At 65.3% G+C, this 17,454-nt stretch carries 17 protein-coding genes; 6 read left to right on the top strand and 11 right to left on the bottom strand.

Translation table 11 applies throughout. From position 1 onward, the window contains the following. Window positions 1-514 precede the first annotated feature (514 nt). Complete coding sequence (locus EDD25_RS04960; protein ID WP_134172301.1) at window positions 515-2,227, top strand: tetratricopeptide repeat-containing diguanylate cyclase; 1,713 nt, start codon at window positions 515-517, stop codon at window positions 2,225-2,227. Window positions 2,228-2,331: 104 nt separating this feature from the next. On the opposite strand, the gene EDD25_RS04955 is transcribed toward EDD25_RS04960, so the two are convergent. The 6 genes from EDD25_RS04955 to EDD25_RS04930 form a co-directional block, all read right to left on the bottom strand. Continuing rightward, window positions 2,332-2,958 (bottom strand): MBL fold metallo-hydrolase, encoded by a 627-nt coding sequence (locus EDD25_RS04955; protein ID WP_134172300.1) that lies wholly within the window; start codon window positions 2,956-2,958, stop codon window positions 2,332-2,334. Beyond that, window positions 2,958-4,052 carry an S-(hydroxymethyl)mycothiol dehydrogenase gene (locus EDD25_RS04950; RefSeq protein ID WP_134172299.1) on the bottom strand — a complete coding sequence of 365 codons (1,095 nt, stop codon included), beginning with the start codon at window positions 4,050-4,052 and terminating at the stop codon, window positions 2,958-2,960. The genes EDD25_RS04955 and EDD25_RS04950 overlap by 1 nt, the downstream gene beginning before the upstream one ends. A 72-nt stretch (window positions 4,053-4,124) precedes the next feature. Beyond that, entirely contained in the window at window positions 4,125-4,403 is a 279-nt protein-coding gene (locus EDD25_RS04945) for a glutaredoxin family protein (RefSeq protein ID WP_134172298.1), read from the bottom strand. A gap of 92 nt (window positions 4,404-4,495) precedes the next feature. Then, on the bottom strand, window positions 4,496-6,121 hold the full coding sequence (aceB, locus tag EDD25_RS04940) for a malate synthase A (protein WP_134172297.1): 1,626 nt from the start codon (window positions 6,119-6,121) through the stop codon (window positions 4,496-4,498). Between the two features lie 129 nt (window positions 6,122-6,250). Continuing rightward, window positions 6,251-6,454 (bottom strand): hypothetical protein, encoded by a 204-nt coding sequence (locus EDD25_RS04935; protein WP_134172296.1) that lies wholly within the window; start codon window positions 6,452-6,454, stop codon window positions 6,251-6,253. Between the two features lie 116 nt (window positions 6,455-6,570). Continuing rightward, window positions 6,571-7,170 carry a histidine phosphatase family protein gene (locus tag EDD25_RS04930; RefSeq protein WP_134172295.1) on the bottom strand — a complete coding sequence of 200 codons (600 nt, stop codon included), beginning with the start codon at window positions 7,168-7,170 and terminating at the stop codon, window positions 6,571-6,573. A gap of 196 nt (window positions 7,171-7,366) precedes the next feature. On the opposite strand from EDD25_RS04930, the gene EDD25_RS04925 reads away from it, so the two are divergent. Then, window positions 7,367-8,686, top strand: a complete 1,320-nt coding sequence (locus EDD25_RS04925; protein ID WP_134175166.1) for a short-chain fatty acid transporter — start codon at window positions 7,367-7,369, stop codon at window positions 8,684-8,686. Window positions 8,687-8,761: 75 nt separating this feature from the next. Further along, entirely contained in the window at window positions 8,762-9,499 is a 738-nt protein-coding gene (locus tag EDD25_RS04920; protein ID WP_134172294.1) for an endonuclease/exonuclease/phosphatase family protein, read from the top strand. Between the two features lie 93 nt (window positions 9,500-9,592). Here the strand turns inward: EDD25_RS04920 and EDD25_RS04915 are convergent, their stop codons facing one another. Next, window positions 9,593-9,811, bottom strand: coding sequence for a hypothetical protein (locus EDD25_RS04915; protein ID WP_134172293.1), 219 nt, complete (start codon window positions 9,809-9,811; stop codon window positions 9,593-9,595). A 90-nt stretch (window positions 9,812-9,901) separates the two neighbouring features. Between EDD25_RS04915 and EDD25_RS04910 the strand changes: the two genes are divergently transcribed. After that, entirely contained in the window at window positions 9,902-10,594 is a 693-nt protein-coding gene (locus tag EDD25_RS04910) for an HAD family hydrolase (RefSeq protein WP_134172292.1), read from the top strand. Window positions 10,595-10,725: 131 nt separating this feature from the next. After that, window positions 10,726-11,598 (top strand): DUF4433 domain-containing protein, encoded by an 873-nt coding sequence (locus tag EDD25_RS04905; RefSeq protein ID WP_166671193.1) that lies wholly within the window; start codon window positions 10,726-10,728, stop codon window positions 11,596-11,598. 9 nt (window positions 11,599-11,607) lie between these two features. On the opposite strand, the gene EDD25_RS04900 is transcribed toward EDD25_RS04905, so the two are convergent. Next, window positions 11,608-12,165: an MOSC domain-containing protein gene (locus EDD25_RS04900; protein ID WP_134172290.1), complete on the bottom strand. Its 558-nt coding sequence runs from the start codon at window positions 12,163-12,165 to the stop codon at window positions 11,608-11,610. Window positions 12,166-12,193: 28 nt separating this feature from the next. Beyond that, entirely contained in the window at window positions 12,194-12,580 is a 387-nt protein-coding gene (locus tag EDD25_RS04895) for a VOC family protein (protein WP_134172289.1), read from the bottom strand. A 49-nt stretch (window positions 12,581-12,629) separates the two neighbouring features. Here EDD25_RS04895 and mgrA point away from each other — a divergent pair, with 49 nt between their 5' ends. Then, complete coding sequence (gene mgrA, locus EDD25_RS04890; RefSeq protein WP_277871680.1) at window positions 12,630-13,655, top strand: L-glyceraldehyde 3-phosphate reductase; 1,026 nt, start codon at window positions 12,630-12,632, stop codon at window positions 13,653-13,655. A 130-nt stretch (window positions 13,656-13,785) separates the two neighbouring features. Here the strand turns inward: mgrA and EDD25_RS04885 are convergent, their stop codons facing one another. Together EDD25_RS04885 and EDD25_RS04880 are read right to left on the bottom strand one after the other, a co-directional pair. After that, on the bottom strand, window positions 13,786-14,118 hold the full coding sequence (locus tag EDD25_RS04885) for a hypothetical protein (RefSeq protein WP_134172287.1): 333 nt from the start codon (window positions 14,116-14,118) through the stop codon (window positions 13,786-13,788). A gap of 59 nt (window positions 14,119-14,177) precedes the next feature. Continuing rightward, on the bottom strand, window positions 14,178-17,264 hold the full coding sequence (locus EDD25_RS04880) for a DEAD/DEAH box helicase (RefSeq protein WP_134172286.1): 3,087 nt from the start codon (window positions 17,262-17,264) through the stop codon (window positions 14,178-14,180). Window positions 17,265-17,454 lie beyond the last annotated feature (190 nt).

The raw sequence follows: 17,454 nt of genomic DNA, 5'->3' as shown, positions 1-17,454 counted from the left end.
TCGGTGCCCGGTTTCGACCGGAGCGAGGCCGAGCGCATCGGAACCGGCCCGCACACTCCCGGCGGCACGGGTGCAGACCCGCCGCGGCGGCACTGCAATGACGTGTGCGCGTTGGCCCTTGCGAGAGCTTCCCGCGCATACCGCGGCGCCAGCCAATCCTGAAATGCCTGACCAGGGACTTTTTGCGCCCTGTCGGAGAGGTTGTCGGAGAAAGTTCAAACGACGAATTCGACGCCGCGTTGGCGCGTGAGTGTGCTCGCCAGCGGGGATATCGGCGCGATTCGTCGGGCGTGTGAGACGTTGATCTGTGGGTCGTTGCACCCACGCGGGAGGGTGAAAAAGGACGAACGTGAGCGATGTTCATGCATGTGGACAACTCCCTGTCTGTCCACCCGGCCTGGCCGCGCGTCCAGGTGCCACCCGGTCGAGTGGTGCCGGCCGGATTTCACCTGCTAGGTTCGAAAATAAGCCTGGAAGACGTGGGGGGGGTAGGCGCGTGACTTTGGACAAAACTGTGAGAGAAATCTCATCATCGAGTGACGGGTCGCCTGGCGCCTCCGCTCTCGTGGTCTGCGTCGCAACGCGCGCTACAGACACCTCAAATTTCTTCATCCGAGCGACGATGTCGGTCGCCGAGACGCTCGCCGAGTCCGAGCGCTTCGGAGTGGAAGGGCGCCACCGTGAGGGCGCGGAACAAGCCGATGCCGTGCTGGCGCGTGCAAAGATCACTCGCGCGCAGCAGGCGCACGCCCGGGAGCTGCTCGCCCTGCACCGCCTGAGGCTCGGCGACTTTGCCGCATCCGTGCAGAACGGCCTACTGGCCCTGGAATTCCTGACGGTCAATGGCGACCTGCCGCGGCAGTCCAAACTGCACTGCACCCTGGCTCTGGCCTACCATGAGACCGCGCTCAACGAACCGGCCTTGCATCACGTGCTCGCCGCACTTGAGGCCGCGCGCGCCTGCGGAAGCTACTCGGCAGAGTTCTGGGCGCTGAGCCGCTCGGCCATGGTGCACGAGGTAATGGGGGATCCCCAGCGGGGCGTCGAGCTCGGATGCAAGGCGTTCGATCTCGCGCGTAGCCTTGACGACCCTGAGATTGCCTTCGCGGCAAGCAACAACTTGGGGGACACATATCTCGAAGTGGCTAAGAACCAACGGCTCGCCGGACTCGATCCCGTCGCCGCACTGACGGCAGGACTCTCCCACGTGCGTGAGGCCGTGTCCCTCGCGCAGGCGCAGGGACACTCCTTCTATGAGTCGCTCGCCCGAACAAACCTCGTCAGCCTCCTGATTGAGTTGGGGCAGTTCGCCGAGGGGCGCGAACAAGTCGCTCGGGCCACGAAGCTGGCGCGCGACAACGGGTACCGGAACGTTGAGATCAATAACGACGCGCAGCTTGCCGCCATCGTTCGGGCGGAGGGAAATCTGGACGAGGCGACCGCAATGATGGATGCCCAACTCGAGGATCCATCCTCGGAGGGCGACCTTGAGCTGCTCGCCACCCTTCACCGGGCGCTCTTCGAAATGCATAAGGCCAGCGGTCGTTTCGAGCCAGCGCTGCAGCATTACGAGAAACTGCACGAACTCACTTTTCAGATGACGCAGCAGACCGCCGGATTGCAGGCCAGGATGCTCATCAACACCATCGAGATTGAGCAGGCACGTCACGAGGCGGCGCGAGCCAGGTTCGAAGCGCAGATGGAACGCATCCGGGCTGACGAATTCAGTACGGAAGCCAAGACCGACCCGCTCACGCTGCTGCCCAACCGTCGAGCTCTCGATGGAGCGCTACCGGTCATGATCGCGCAAGCCCGCGACGCCGACGAGCCCCTGTGCGCTGCCATGATCGACTTCGACAACTTCAAGCTCGTGAACGACACCTTCGGACACGGCGTCGGTGACCAGGTTCTCGTTGCCATGTCCGCGATGCTGCGTGAGGTCACTCGGGAAACCGACCTGGCCGTGCGCATGGGCGGCGAAGAGTTCCTGCTGGTCTTTGCCGACACCAGGCGCGACCAGGCCGCGCGGGCGTGTGAACGGCTGCTCGCGTCCGTGCGTGCCTACCCCTGGAGCAGCCTCGGCGTGGACCTCACCTGCACGGTGAGCGTCGGCATCTCCCAGATGCAACCGGGGGAGAGCACCGCTCACTGGCTCGCGCGGGCTGACTCCGCACTGTACGCGTCCAAGCGCGGTGGACGAGACCGAGTGAGCACCGACCCGCTGTGAGAATCACCATGGTGCGAGGCGCACCGGCAACCGCGAGAACTGTCGCGGTGACCGCAACGGCGTGAGGGAGCATCCCCGCGGCCGGGTCGCCCACCTCCGTGTGCTTAGTACCCTCTGGCAACCCACGCATCCAGTTCGGGTGCTTCGTCGCCGATTGTCGTCGACTCGCCGTGCCCGGTGAGCACGATGGTCTCGGCCGGCAGGGTGAGCAGTCGCGTGGCGATCGATTCGATGATGGTGGGAAAATCGCTGTACGAGCGCCCGGTTGCCCCGGGGCCGCCGTGAAACAGGGTGTCCCCGCTGAACAGGGTGCCGAGCTCCGCAGCGTAGAAGCAGACCGCACCCGGGGAATGCCCTGGCGTGTGAATGACCGCGAGCTCGGTGCCGGCCACGGAGATGTGCTGGCCGTTCTCAAGGGGCAGGTGTGCGGCATTCGGGTATACCGTTTTCCACAGCATATCGTCGGCCGGGTGCAGGTAAGCGGGCGCCTGCGTGAGCGACTGAACGTCGGCAACCGCGCCGATATGGTCGTTGTGCGCGTGCGTGCAGTAGATGCCGAGCAGGGTGCGGCTCCCGACGGCCGCGAGAATGGCCTCGGGGTCGTGGGCGGCGTCGATCACAATGCATTCGGTTTCGTCGCCAACGATCCAGACGTTGTTTTCCAGGTCCCACGTGCCGCCGTCGAGGCTGAAGCTGCCGGCTGTCACGAGGCTGTCGATGCGAGCGGCCATTACAGCACCACGACCGAGCGCAGCACGTCGCCGCGGGCCATCTTGTCGAAGGCCGCGTCGATGTCGTCGATCCCTATCCGCTCGCTGACGAACTGGTCGAGCGGTAGCCGCCCCTGCAGATAGAGGTCGGTGAGCATGGGGAAATCCCGTTCCGGCAGGCAATCGCCGTACCAGGAGGACTTGAGCGAGCCGCCGCGGCCGAAGACGTCGAGCAGGGGGATCTCGAGCATCATGTCGGGGGTTGGCACGCCCACGAGAACGACGGTTCCGGCGAGGTCGCGGGCGTAGAAGGCCTGGCGCCAGGTTTCGGGGCGGCCGACGGCGTCGATCACGACGTCGGCACCGAAGCCGCCGGTCATCGACTGCACGGCGGCGACCACTCCGGCCTCATCGAGGTCGGAGGAGTCAATCTCGTGTGTGGCCCCGAGCTCGCGGGCCTTGACCAGTTTTTTCGGGTCGCGGTCGATGGCGATGATGACGGATGCCCCGGCGAGTTTCGAGCCCACAACCGCCGCATCGCCCACTCCGCCGCACCCGATGACGGCGACCGAGTCGCCGTGGGTCACGTTGCCGGTGTTCATGGCGGCGCCGATGCCGGCCATGATGCCGCAGCCGAGCAGCCCGACCGCCGCAGGGTCGGCATCCGGGTTCACCCTGGTGCACTGCTTCTCGTGCACGAGGGTCTTGTCGGCGAATGCACCGATTCCGAGGGCGGGGCTGAGCTCGGTGCCGTCGGTCAGGGTCATCTTCTGGGTGGCATTGAAGGTGTTGAAGCAGTACCAGGGTTCGGCCCGTTTGCAGGCACGGCAGTCGCCGCAGACGGCGCGCCAGTTGAGCACGACGAAGTCGCCGACGGCGACGTGGGTGACGCCCTCGCCAACGACGCTCACGCGTCCGGCGGCTTCGTGCCCGAGCAGGAACGGGAAGTCATCGCTGATGCCGCCCTCCTTGTAGTGGAAGTCGGTGTGGCAGACGCCGCAGGTCTCGATGTCGACGATGACCTCGCCGGGGCCCGGGTCGGGAATGACGATGTCGGTGAGTTCCACCGGGGCGCCCTTCGAACGAACGATGACGCCGTGAACGGTGGTGGGCATGAGGCTCCTCGAAACTTGGTGGGCTGTCGTTTCACCCTCGCACGCGGTGCCGACGAGGGGTTCAGGCGAAAGTCAGGCGACGGGGGTGGACTCGTCGAGCCTGGCGCGCAGGTCGGCATCGGTGGGCTCGACGACATACGTGTTGTCGGGGAAAACGATCACGGGAATCTTGGAGAGACCGCTGATGGCCTTTGCACGGTCGGCACCGTCTTCGACGCTCTCCAGATCGACGTAGTCGTAGTCCACAGCGAGGCTGTCGAGTACTTTCTTGGAGCGGCGGCAGTCGCCGCACCATTCCGCTCCGAACATCGTGATGCGCTGGGAATCGGTGGAAGCTGCTGTTTCAGTCATGACTTGAGTCTAAAGGCGCCACATCCGTTGACCCTGAGCGAGCGGTGAGTAGCAGATGAGCGGTGCGATACCGGTCACCTGCCACTCGTCACCTACAGCGAGGCGGCGGCCATTGCGTTGCTCACGAGCAGCTCGTAGGCCGGCTGGGTCAGGAAGTCGGTGTAGTTCTCGCTCAGACAGATCTCGGCCACGAGCTCACTGGCCGGGGCGTAGAAGTTGTTGAAGGCCTGTTCGTCCACCTCGTCGCGAAGGCGCGCGGTCTCTTCGGCGAGAATGCGCGTCACGAGTTCGCGGGTCACCGTGGTGCCGGTGTCGCTCAGCGTGACGCTGTTGCGAATCTGCTGCCACACCTGCGAGCGGGAGATCTCGGCGGTCGCGGCGTCTTCCATGAGGTTGTGGATGGCGACGGCCCCGTTGCCGGAGAGCCAGACGGCAACGTAGGCCACGGCCACGTAAAGGTTGGAGCGCAGTCCGGCCTCGGTGGCACGTCCTGGTGCGCTCGTCACGTCGAGAAGATCGGCCGCAGTCACCTCAACCTCGGGGCGCTGGCGATCGATCTGGTTCGGACGTTCGCCGAGCACGGAGTCGAAGACCTCGCGGCACACGGGCACCAGGTCGGGGTGCGCCACCCATGATCCATCGAAGCCGTCGCCGGCCTCACGGGTCTTGTCGGCGCGAACCTTGTCGAAGGCCTGTTTGGTGACCTCCGGCTCACGACGGTTGGGAATGACGGCCGCCATCCCCCCCATGGCGAAGGCACCACGACGGTGACACGTTTTCACGAGCAGCTCGGTGTACGCGCGCATGAATGGCGCCGTCATGGAGATGTCGGCGCGGTCCGGCAGGGAGAAGGCGACGCCCGCATCGCGGAAGTACTTGATCATGCTGAATAGGTAGTCCCAGCGCCCGGCGTTGAGTCCAGAGACGTGATCGCGGAGTTCGTAGAGGATCTCCTCCATCTCGAACGCGGCGGGGATCGTCTCAATCAGCACGGTGGCGCGGATGGAGCCCTGGTCAATGCCCAGCTCCTCCTGCGCGAACACGAAGATATCGTTCCAGAGTCGAGCCTCAAGGTGGCTCTCAAGCTTGGGAAGGTAGTAGTACGGGCCGCTTCCGTTTTGCAGGAGCTCCGCAGCGTTGTGGAAGAAATGCAGGCCGAAGTCCACGAGGGCGCCGATGCCGGGGGTGCCGTCGACGGTGACGTGGGACTCGTCCAGGTGCCAGCCGCGCGGGCGCATCACGACGACGGCGAGCGGGGCATCCGTTCGGAGGGAATACGCCTTGCCCTCGGGGGAGGTGTAGGAGAGGGTGCCGCGGGTGGCATCCAGAAGCGAGAGCTGGGAATCAATGACGTTGTGCCACGTGGGGGTACTTGCGTCTTCGAAGTCAGCGAGCCAGACCCTGGCGCCGGAGTTGAGGGCGTTGATCGCCATCTTGGAAGGGGAGGCCGGGCCGGTCATTTCTACGCGGCGGTCCTGCAACGGCAGCGGTGCGGGCGCGACCTGCCACTCCGCCGAACGGATGCCGGCGGTCTCGGCCAGGAAATCCAGCTTGCCGGTGCGGGCGACTTCCTCGCGACGCGTGGAGCGGGCCGCGAGGAGTGCATTGCGGGTGCCGGCGAACTTCTGGTGCAGTTTTTCAACGAAGGCGAGGGCATCCGGAGTTAAAATCTCATCGGCTCGCTCTACGGGGTGGGGCGGTGTGATCGTTATCGACATCTGTCAATCCTCTGCTTCACGTTCGCGGGACTTCCGTATAATGGACTATACATTCTGAATCGTGACAGATCGTCTTTTGACGACCCCGGTTGCAGGGGAAACGTGGGGACGTGATCCTCAGCGAGCGCCTCAGACGAAGAGCCAGGTGAGGCGCGTCTGCCAGTTGGCCGGGTCCGGCTCGGAGCCGGGATCGACGAGATATTCTTCACACATAGCGTCGGTCGCCGTGACAGTGATGGCACGGCCGAAGTACTCTGTCAGCTGGTCCATGGGGACTACCTCGTGCACGCCCATCATGGTGAGCGGCTCAAGCTCAACTCGTTCGGCTGTCATCGGTTTCTCCTTCGTGCGCGTCGGTTACCGCCCTCGACCGAGGCATATCGAAATCAACCCAGCCCCAGTGGAGATCCCGCGAAAGGGGCTGCGCCGGTTGCTTTCAAGGGGGATTCCTAGAGCAGCGGGTCCATGGAACTGAGGTGGCACGCGTCGTTCCAACCCTGCAACACGCGGTTCTCCCGCTCCCAGCCGAGCATTGATACGGTGGCGGTTCCGAGGCTCAGGCTCTTGCCGGAGAGTGCGGGCAGCCCTATCCACCGGGCCGCCATGACGCGCAGGAAATGACCATGGGCGAACAGTGCCACGCGGCCCTCCGCAGCGAGACACTGCTCGATGGCGAGATCTGCGCGGGCGCCCACCTCCTCGGCGGACTCGCCGCCGAGAATCGGGTGGGTCCAGACCGACCAGCCGGGAATCTCCATGCGGACGTCGTCGGTGCGTCGTCCCTCGTAGACGCCGTAGTCCCACTCAAGAACGTTGTCGGTCGGCACGCCCTGCGCCCGGTAGCCGGCGCGTTCCATCGTTTCCCAGGCGCGAACCAGTGGGCTTGAGAGAACCAGATCGAAGTGTTCGCCATCGAGCATGCCGCCCAGGGCATCTGCTTGCTGGCGACCAAAATCAGTGAGCGGCACATCGGTGCGGCCGGTGTGCTGGCCGGTGATGCTCCAGTCGGTTTGTCCATGCCGGATCAAAACGATGTCGTTCTGCCTCATAGTTGCATCCCTGCGTCGTGACGGTGAACACCTGCCTTCCCTCAGTCTAGGAGCGTGGCAACGGGGGTGAATAGGACGCCTGTATGGTGATCAGGTCAGTGCAGACGCCCTGAAGCGAAACCATCGTTGCCAATCAGGGGGATTTTTCGTGTCCGTAGCAAGTGATAAACGGGTCGCCGGCCCGGTCGCCGCCTTCATGAGGCCCATCAATTCGCTTGTCGAGCGGTACATTCCGAGTGCTCTCGTTTTCGTGATCGTGCTCACCATCGTGGTCGCGATTCTTGCGCTCGTCCTGACGGATGCTGGGCCGGTCGACGTGATTCGCAGCTGGGGTGACGGTCTCGCGGGGCTGCTCGCCTTCATGACCCAGATGGCGCTCGTGCTGCTGCTGGGGCACGCGCTCGCCAATACGAGCCCGGTTCACCGCCTGCTCACGAAGCTCGGAGGGGTTCCCCGCACCCCGTTGCAGGCCTACGTGTTTGTGTTCGTCGTTGCGTCGCTCGCCTCACTCATCACCTGGGGCCTCGGCCTCGTGGTCGGAGGCCTGCTGGCCAAGGAGGTCGCGGCGCAGTCGCGCGCCAGGGGAGTGAAGCTGCACTTCCCCCTGCTCGTGGCCGCCGGCTACTCCGGTTTCGTCGTCTGGCACATGGGTTACTCCGGGTCGGGGCCGCTCGCCGCCGCGACCGAGGGTTCCTTCCTCGCGGAAGCGCTCGGCCGTACGATTCCGCTCGGTGACACAATGTTCTCGCCGTGGAACATCGCCGCGGCCGGGGGGACCATCGTGGTGGTGGCGCTCGCCCTCGCCGTTGTGGCGCCGAAGCGCACCGCCCCGATTTTTGAGCTTGAGTTCGATGCCCGCGAGAAGAAGGTCGAAGAGGAGAAGGTCGTCACTCCGGCCGACCGGCTCGACGCGAGCCGCATCCTCACCCTCCTCGTGGGGCTCGCCCTCGTGGCCTACCTCGTGGTGCACTTCGTCGAGGGCGGCACGCTCACCCTCGACATCGTCAATTGGTCCTTCCTGGCGCTCATCTTCCTGCTCGTGCACAACCCGTTCGAACTCATTCGCCTCGTGCGCAACGCCGCATCCAACGTGGGCGACATCCTGCTGCAGTTCCCGCTCTATGCGGGAATCCTGGGCATGATGGTGGGCTCCGGACTGATCGGGGTGTTCTCGGACTTCTTCGTGAATATCTCCACGCCGCAGACCTTCGGGGTCATGGCCTTGCTGTCAGCCGGGCTAGTGAACTTCTTCGTTCCCTCCGGCGGTGGTCAGTTCGCCGTGCAGGGCCCGATCATGCTCGATGCCGCCGATCGCCTCGGCGTCGACCCCTCAGTTGCGATCATGGCCGTCTCGTACGGGGACCAGTGGACGAACATGATCCAACCGTTCTGGGCGCTCCCGCTGCTCGCCATCGCGGGACTGAAGATGCGAGATATCCTGGGCTACACGACGATCACTTTTCTCGCCGCGGGTCTGGTCTTCTGCGTCACCCTGCTCATCGTGGGCGCCGGGTAAGCCTTCGATAGTGCAAACTCCCGGGTGGCGAACCTTAGGCTGGGATATTCCTATTGAGTTTGAGGCAGGTCTTCCATGAAGGTCATCAGTTACAACCTCCGCAAGAATCGGGCCAGCGGTGAACTCATCGCCTTGGCGGAACGGTACGACCCCGACATCCTGTGTCTGCAGGAGTGTGACACGCTCGAGCTGCCCGCCGAGGTTGGCCTGCTGCACCTCGCGGACTGGACCGTGCGCAACCGGCTGGGACTGGCCATTTACTACCGCAGGGACCGCTTCACCACGGTGAAGACACAGACGTTCGCGCTCAAGAAGTCCGTGCACGACCGGTTGTTGACGCCCGCTCACGAACGACTGATCGGCACGCGCCTGGTCGATCTCGTCGAGCAGCGGGAGATCGTCGTGGCGTCGTTCCACGCCGCACCGCTCACCGCGCTGAACTCCCTGCGGCGCAACCAGATCCGTTCGGCACATGATGAGCTGCACGAACTCGGTCCTGGCCTGCCGACGCTCATGGTCGGCGACTACAACTATCCGATCTTCAAACAGAAGCTGAGTGCGCACGTCAACGAGTCAGGCTACGACCTGACCCTGAGCGACACCGTCACGTACACGCGGTACAAGTTCTTCCAGGGTCACTTCGACCTCGCCACCTCGGTGGGACTCAGCATCGACAACGTCGCGACCCTGCCGAGCGGCACGTCCGACCACATGCCCATCCTCGTGACATCGTCATATAGCGCCGACAAACCGATGCGCCCGCTCTACGTCGGGTCCGCGGCCACTGACCGGGACGTCACGATCGGGATCTGACGCTGCCGGCCATGCGGTGCCGGCCTCAGCCGGTCTCGGTGACCGTCCGCCGTCCGCCGGGCGCGTTCTCCCGGGGACGGCGCGTGTATCGAGCTACTGCTCGGCGCGAACGCGTTCGAGAAGGAGAGCGATCAGGAGGGCGCGCTGGTGCTCGGGCGAGGTGAGGGCGACGGCTTCCTGCACGGCAAGCTGATCCTCCTCCGTGGACTGGACCACGTCGAATTCGGCGAGCTGCCGGATGACCGCGATCAAGCGTTGTGCGCTCGGGGCGGGGTCGGCGGGGGCCACGGGGTTCGTTTCAGAAGTCTGCATACTTCACGGTACCCGAGCCCGTTGTGCGAGCCATGGGTGCGCAGCACCCCACCCCCCCCTAGCCTTGAAGGACAGCTCGAAAGGAACCACATGCTCAACATCAATGCCGTTTCCGCTACGTCACCCGTCACCGAAAACGTGCTGGGGCGCGGCTTCCAGGGAGTGCTGTTCGACATGGACGGCACGCTCATTGACTCGACCCCCGCTGTAAACCGGTCGTGGCTGCGTTGGGCTGCCGAGCGTGGACTGGATGAAGCGTTCCGCACGGGTAATCATGGGAAGCCCGCGCGCCAAATCGTCGAATCGCTCGTGCCGGAAGGCTACGTGGAAGAAGCGCTCGCTCGGGTGCTGGCCTTGGAAACGGTCGATACCCACGACATCACCGTGTTGCCGGGGGCCGCCGAGCTGCTCCTCGGCATCCCCGATGCGCGGCGTGCCATCGTCACGTCCTGCGCGGGCACGCTTGCCGCCGCCCGCATCGCCGCGTCGGGACTCGCCGCGCCGAGCGTGGTCGTGACCATCGACGACACAAGCCGCGGCAAGCCCAACCCCGATCCGTTCCTGGAGGGCGCCGTGCGGCTCGGTGTCGATCCGCGCCACTGCGTCGTGATCGAAGACGCGCCAGCTGGCCTCACCGCAGCCCGTGCGGCCGGGTGTGCGACCATCGCCGTGGTGGGAACCCACACTGCCGACGACCTCGTGGCAGACCTTGTGCTGCCGAGCCTTGATCGCCTGCGGGCGACCGTCACCGACGAGGGCGTGGTCTTCAGCCTTCGGCGCTGACGGGGCGCGGCGGTGAGGTCCGAAGCAGGGAGTTGAGGATCAAACAATCACGACGAGTGTCAGCGAGGCGCTCAAAATGAACGTAACGTTGATTGGTGGTGGTTTTCTCCACACCCACGAAAGGTTTTGACTTGAGCGACGAATGCATTCATGGACTTGATGGCAAACTCTGCGCGATCTGCTTTCCCAAGGCTGCACCGGAGGTCGTACCCGTGGCCACCGTGCGCAAGCGGTCCAGCACCGCCAAGCCGCCGTCGCTGACCGGCCCGCGTCGAGTAACGCCTGCCGCAGCGCCCCGCAAGACGACAGCAGCGAAGCGTGCCGCCGACAACGTCGGTGAGCAGCGGCTGTACCACGTGACCCACATCAGCAACCTCGCCGCTATCCTCGAAAGCGGGTACCTGTTGGCCGACGCGAGCGAGTCGCTCGAGACGCGACCGCACGTAGACGTCTCCACGCCCGCGGTTCGCGATGCGCGCCGCTCGGTGCTTCTCCCCGGCGACGACGACCTCAGCGTGGCCAACTATGTGCCCTTCTTCCTCTCCCCGCACGCCACGGTGTGGGACGCGATTCGTGCCCGCAATGGTGACCCGCGACTCGTCCTCAACGCCCACGGCTCCGATGCCTACGACTTCGTGATCATCGTCAGCACGGTCAAGACGGTTGTCGACGCCCATGTGGCCACCAACGATGACTTCCCCGCCGGGGTGGCCCTCGCCGACGGCGATGCCGCCCGGGCCGGCTCCCGCATCGTTGCCACCAGTGACGGTGTCGAGCGGATGCTCGTTCGCCTGCGTTCCGATCCCGACTCCGATGTTCTCCTGAATGCGGAACTGCTCGTGATGGACTCCTTCCCGCTTGAGCTCGTCACCCTGCTCGGCGTGGCGAACGACCGCGTGCGCGACGTCGTGCGCGACATCCTGAAGCAGTCGTCGTATCGACCCAAGGTCGCCGTGTACCCGCCGTGGTTCCAGCCGACCGAAGAGGTTGAGCTCGAGGACTAACGCCCTCCGTCAGACAACGCCGAGGGGGCGCTGCTCGCCGCTGGGCAGCTCCACCCGAAGGGTGTCGCCGGGCCGGACGACGCCGCCGCGTGCCACCACGCCCATGACGCCGGCCCGGCGCACGGGGCGTCCCGCGGCATCCGTTTCTATGAGTGCCTTCATGAGACCGCGCTGGAATTCGTTGATACTCGAACACGGGCTGCGCATGCCGGTGATTCGTACAACGGCCTCGCCGCCCAGATGAAGCAGGGCGCCCTCCGGCAGGGCCATCAGGTCGACGCCCGCAGTCGTGATGTTCTCGCCGAGCTCTCCGGGGGCCACGCTGAAACCGTCGGGCTCAAGGTCGGCGAAGAGCTGCGACGCAATCAAATGCACCTGCGTGAGGTTGGGCCTCGTGGGGTTTTTCTTCAGCAGGTAACGGTGCTGCGTGGTGGCGCCGGCGTGCGCGTCGCCCTCGATACCGAAGCCTTCGAGCAGCACGATCTCGGTGACGGCGGGTTTGCTGAAACGGTGCCGGTCATCACGGCTCACCGCGACGACCGTGGCCGGAGAAGGAGCGGAGGTCATGCGCCAATTCTCGCATCGAGCACGCGAGTCAGTGTTCGTAGATTTCGAGCGGCAGGCCGTCGGGGTCGCGGAAGAAGAACATGGCCTTGTGAGTATTCGGGTCAACGCGCAGCTCTTCGCACTCCACGTGCTTGCCGAGGAGCTCTTCCCTGGCCGCCGGCACGTCGTCGACCTCGAATGCGAGGTGGCGCAGCCCGAGTGACTCGGGGCCGGTGCGTCGCGGTGGCGTGTTCGGAAAGGTGAAGAGCTCAATGAGATACGTGCCGTTGAGCGAGAGCTTGCCCATCCAGGACTCGCGTTCGCCGCGGTAATATTCGGCGTCGAGGCGGCAGCCGAGCACCTCCTGGTAGAAGCGTTTCGAGACCTCATAGTCACTCGCGATGATGGCAATGTGGTGCACTCCGTTGATTCGCATGGGCCCAGTCAACTACGAGACGAGCGGATGCCGTGGCAGTATCAGGAGGGTGACCTACATTCCCGCAGAAGCCCGCTATGAATCCATGCCGTACCGACGCACGGGGCGGAGTGGCCTCAAGCTGCCCTCGATCTCGCTCGGACTCTGGCAGAATTTCGGCGATGACAAGCCCATCGACACCCAGCGCGCCATCCTGCGCCGGGCCTTCGACCTCGGCATCACGCACTTCGACCTCGCGAACAATTACGGCCCGCCCTACGGCAGCGCGGAGACGAACTTCGGCAAGATCTTCCGTGAGGACTTCGTGGCCCACCGCGACGAAATGATCATCTCGAGCAAGGCCGGCTACGACATGTGGCCGGGGCCGTACGGCAACTTCGGTTCGCGCAAGTACCTGCTCGCGAGCCTCGACCAGTCCCTCGGTCGCATGGGCGTGGACTACGTCGACATTTTTTACTCCCACCGCGCCGACCCCGACACCCCGCTCGAGGAGACCATGGGTGCGCTGCACACGGCCGTCACCAGCGGCCGGGCGCTCTACGCCGGCATCTCCTCATACTCACCGGCTCGATCGCGCGAGGCCGCCGCGATTCTCGCCGATATGGGGACGCCGTTGCTCATTCACCAGCCCTCTTATTCCCTGTTCAACCGCTGGGTCGAAGACGACCTGCTCGACACCCTCGACGACATCGGTGCCGGCTGCATCGCGTTCTCCCCACTCGCGCAGGGACTGCTCACCGACCGCTACCTCGGCGGAATTCCGTCGGATTCGCGTGTGGCACGTGACGGTTCGGCGAACAAGTCCATGGTGAACGCGGCGACGCTTGCGAGCATCCGTTCGCTCACCGACATCGCGCAGGGTCGCGGCCAGTCACTGGCCCAGATGGCCCTCGCCTGGGTGCTGCGCAATACGGCGGTCACGTCGGCGCTCGTGGGTGCCTCCTCGGTGGCGCAGCTGGAGACGAACGTTGCCGCGCTCGACAGCCTCTCGTTCAGTGTCGACGAGCTCGCCGCGATCGACGAGCACGCCACCGACCAGGGCATCAACCTCTGGGCGGGTTCGAGCGCGGTCTAGGACTCGCGGAGCACACGTAAACTCGGATTTTTTCGCAACATGCCGTCACCGCAGCCACAAAACCCGGCGTGCCATGAAAATCTCCGAGTTTACGTACCGCGGCGCGCGTGCTCGATCTAAAAGACCATGCTCACGATCCCGATGAGGGCGGTACGCAGACAGCGCTCACCAGACCGCAGACAAACCCGGTGAGGCCCGCGAGTGATGAAACAACGATCTGGATCCCATAGTCGACTCGGCGTCGTCCCATGTAACGCAGTAGTGGCAGCTGAAGAGCGATCGTGACGGGGAGCACGATGAGAGCGCCGGAGACGAAGTTGTGGGCCGAGACAAGCACAAGCTGTATGGGCGATCGCGACTTTGGGGCCAGGACCACGGCCCCCACCAGTACGACGCTGAGGGACCCCGCCATCAAAGCGGATGCGTGCGCTTCGATGCGAGGTTGCGCAACGGGGCCACTCACACGTCGATCTCTTTCAGCGGGCACTGCTCGCGCACATCCGGTTCGTCGGACCTGGCAGGTCATTCGAGCAGGGAGCGGATATCGTCGGCGGTGAGCGACTCGCTGAAGCCCGCGTCGTCGCCGAGTACAGCGTCGAACACAGCGGCCTTGCGCTGCTTGAGCGCCATCACCTTCTCCTCGATCGTACCCGTCGCCACCATGCGATAGACCATCACGTTGCGGGTCTGGCCGATGCGGTGCGTGCGGTCGACGGCCTGCGCCTCACTCGCCGGGTTCCACCACGGGTCGAGCAGAAACACGTAGTCCGCCTCGGTGAGGTTGAGACCGAAGCCACCCGCCTTGAGACTGATCAGGAACACCGGCGCGAGCCCCGTCTTGAACCGGTCGATCACCTCCGAACGTGCCAGTGTCGACCCGTCGAGATAGCAATACGGTGTGCCGAGCGCGTCGAGCCGGGCCGCCGCGAGCTTCAAGAACGACGTGAACTGGCTGAAGATCAGCGCCCGATGCCCCTCGGTCACCACATCCTCCAGCTGTTCGAACAGCACATCGAGCTTGCTCGACGGCACGTCCCGATTCGACTCGTCCACGAGCGACACATCGAGGCTGAGCATGCGCAGCAGCGTGATCGAGCGAAAGATGATGAACCGGTTCTTGTCCATGTCTTCGATGAGTCCGAGCAGCTTCTGTCGTTCGCGCTGTAAAAACGTGTCGTAAATCGTGCGGTGCTCCGGGCCCAGCTCAATCGACAGCACCTGCTCCTGCTTGGGAGGCAGCTCCGGCGCCACGACCTCCTTGGTGCGCCGCAGCAACACCGGGCGGATGCGACGGCGCAACTTCGCATACAGCGCCGGGTTGGCCGCGAGCTCCAGCGGACGCACATACGTCTCCGTGAACAGCCGCGCCGACGCGAAGAGCCCGGGCGCCACGATACTCAGCAGCGACCACAGGTCGAGCAGGCTGTTCTCCATCGGAGTGCCCGTGATAGCGAGCTTGAATGACGTGCGCAGTTCCTTCGCGCACAGGTACGCCTGCGACGTGCGGTTCTTCACGAACTGCGCCTCGTCGAGCACCAGCCCAGCCCAGCCGTGCGCCTGGTACGCATCGAAGTCGAGTCGGAACAGCGCGTAGGACGTGACGATCACGTCGGCGCCCGTCGCGGCATCCGCTATCGATGTTCGGTCGGCACCCTCGGTGGTCGTGACGGCGCGCACCCTGAGACCGGGGGTGAACCGCGCGGCCTCCGTCACCCAATTCGAGACAACGGATGTCGGCGCCACGACCAGGAACGGCCGCCGGTCGTTCGCGGTTCCGCGGTCGGGCCCGCCGTGCCCTGTGGCGTGCTCGATGAGCGCGAGGGCCTGCAGGGTCTTGCCGAGCCCCATATCGTCGGCGAGGATTCCGCCGAGACGGTGCTCCCAGAGAAAGGCGAGCCACTGAAAGCCATGAAGTTGGTACGGGCGCAGCGTCGCGTGCACGCCGAAGGGCAGCGGTGCGGGGTCGATCGCGGTCACATCGAGGAGCCCGGCGACGGCGGCCCGCCAGGTCACGGCCTGCTCGGTCTCGTCGGCGAGGTCTTCGAAGTCGGCCCAGAGGCTCGCCTGGTGACGGCTGATGCGCAGGCCCGTCTCCCACTCGGAGAGCTCACGGGCCTCCTCGATGAGCTCGCGCAGTCGATCGAACACGGGCTGCCGCAGCGAGAGGTAGCTGTTGTCGACGAGCAACAGGCGGGTCTGACCCTTTGAGAGGGCCGTGAACAGTGGGGCGAAGGGAACGCTTCGACCGTTGACCCGCACGAGAACGCCGAGGTCGAACCAGTCGCGCTGGGTGCTCTCCACAGTGGTGAACGTGAGGACCGGCGGGGCGGTCAGCTCGCGATAGTCGGGCTCCTCGCCGATCACGTCCACGCGCACGCCGACGAGGGCGCGCAGCCTGCTGAGCACCTTGTCGGTGAACTCCGCCGCGTCGACGCCGCGGAGGGTATCTCCAAACGCCATGGCGGGTGAAGGCGCGGCGGGTGCCGACCCAGGCGCGGCCCCACCGGGGGTGAGCACCTGGGCGGCACGTTCCCGCAGTCCGGCCTCCGCGTCGGCGTCGCGGGCGTCAGGTTCGCCAGTGCGCGGTTCGAGCGGCAGGCGAGTCACGAGAGTGCCCTCCCGGTACTCGAATTCGCCGTCGAGGCGCAGGGCCTGCCCGGCCTCGAATCGGGCGGTGACCACGAGCGTCGGGGGAGCCGGCGAGGCAAAGTGCACCGAGGCATCCGTGCTCGTCGTCGGCACGGTGCGGCGAAGGGCCGGGTAATACTCGGTGAGGAATTCGGCCACATCGGCCTCCGGCACAACCGCCGTGGTCGGCTTGCCGATGAGGGCGCGCTGCGCAGTCGTGAGCGGAAGCAGCGTTGGAGCGAGCGTGAAGACCGCATGTGGGGCGAACGAATACGTGTAGATACCGTGGGTGCCGATGACGCCGGCCTGTTCCGCGGGATGGGGGCGGTCGTCGAGGGTCAGCACGGTTTCGAGGCTCAGGGTGCCGTCGGCCCGCGTGACGTCGAGGCTCACGCGGGCTTCGGCCTCCACCGTCACGGCCACGTTCTTCTTGGTTCCCACCAGCGCGATGCCGAGCACGTTCGCCTGCTCGAGAAAGTGCCAGAGCAGGGGGCTGCTGAACTCGTCCACGTAGATCCAGTCGGCCTCCTGGCTGGAATAGACCATGCGAACGGCCCGGTACAGGGCAATGAGCTCGGAGAACCAACGATGCTGCAGGGGATCGAGGTTCAGCTCCCGCACCTGAAACGTGAGGTTGTTCCACGCGAGGCTCGCACGCACCCAGTTGCCGTTGTCGTTCTGCACGACGGGTCGAACGCCGAGGCGAAAGTCGCCGTGGCCGGGCTTGACCGTCTTCACTGGCTGCGCCGTTGGCCCCCGCCAGCGTTCGCTCGTGCGTGGCGTCTGCTCTCGCAGCTCGAACTGCAGGCCCATGCGCGTGGTCGCCCGGCTGGGAGCTGCGGGGGAGGGCTGGCTGCCGATCCGACCGGAGTGACGCTGAACGGATGCCTCGGCCGCCTCGATCGGAGCGGCAAGCAGCGCCTTCCACGCGGGGATCCCGTTGGATGAGGCCGGCGCGGACGAGACGGGCCCGGTCACCACGGCGTACTCCCGTGGGACGCAGCGGATAGGGCCATGCGTCAATAATCTCACGTTGACAGGGTCACCGCGGCTGCTCCGCCGACCGCCAGGAGAGCCGGGCGACGGGCCGCTGGTGGCCGCGCAGCAGTGGCCGAACCGAGACGGCGGTGATATGGTCTCGACGCCACTCGAGACGGCGGATGGCGCACGG

The organism is Cryobacterium psychrophilum, assembly GCF_004365915.1.
Classification (GTDB): Bacteria; Actinomycetota; Actinomycetes; order Actinomycetales; family Microbacteriaceae; genus Cryobacterium; species Cryobacterium psychrophilum.
This window is presented reverse-complemented; position numbering and strand designations above follow the sequence as displayed.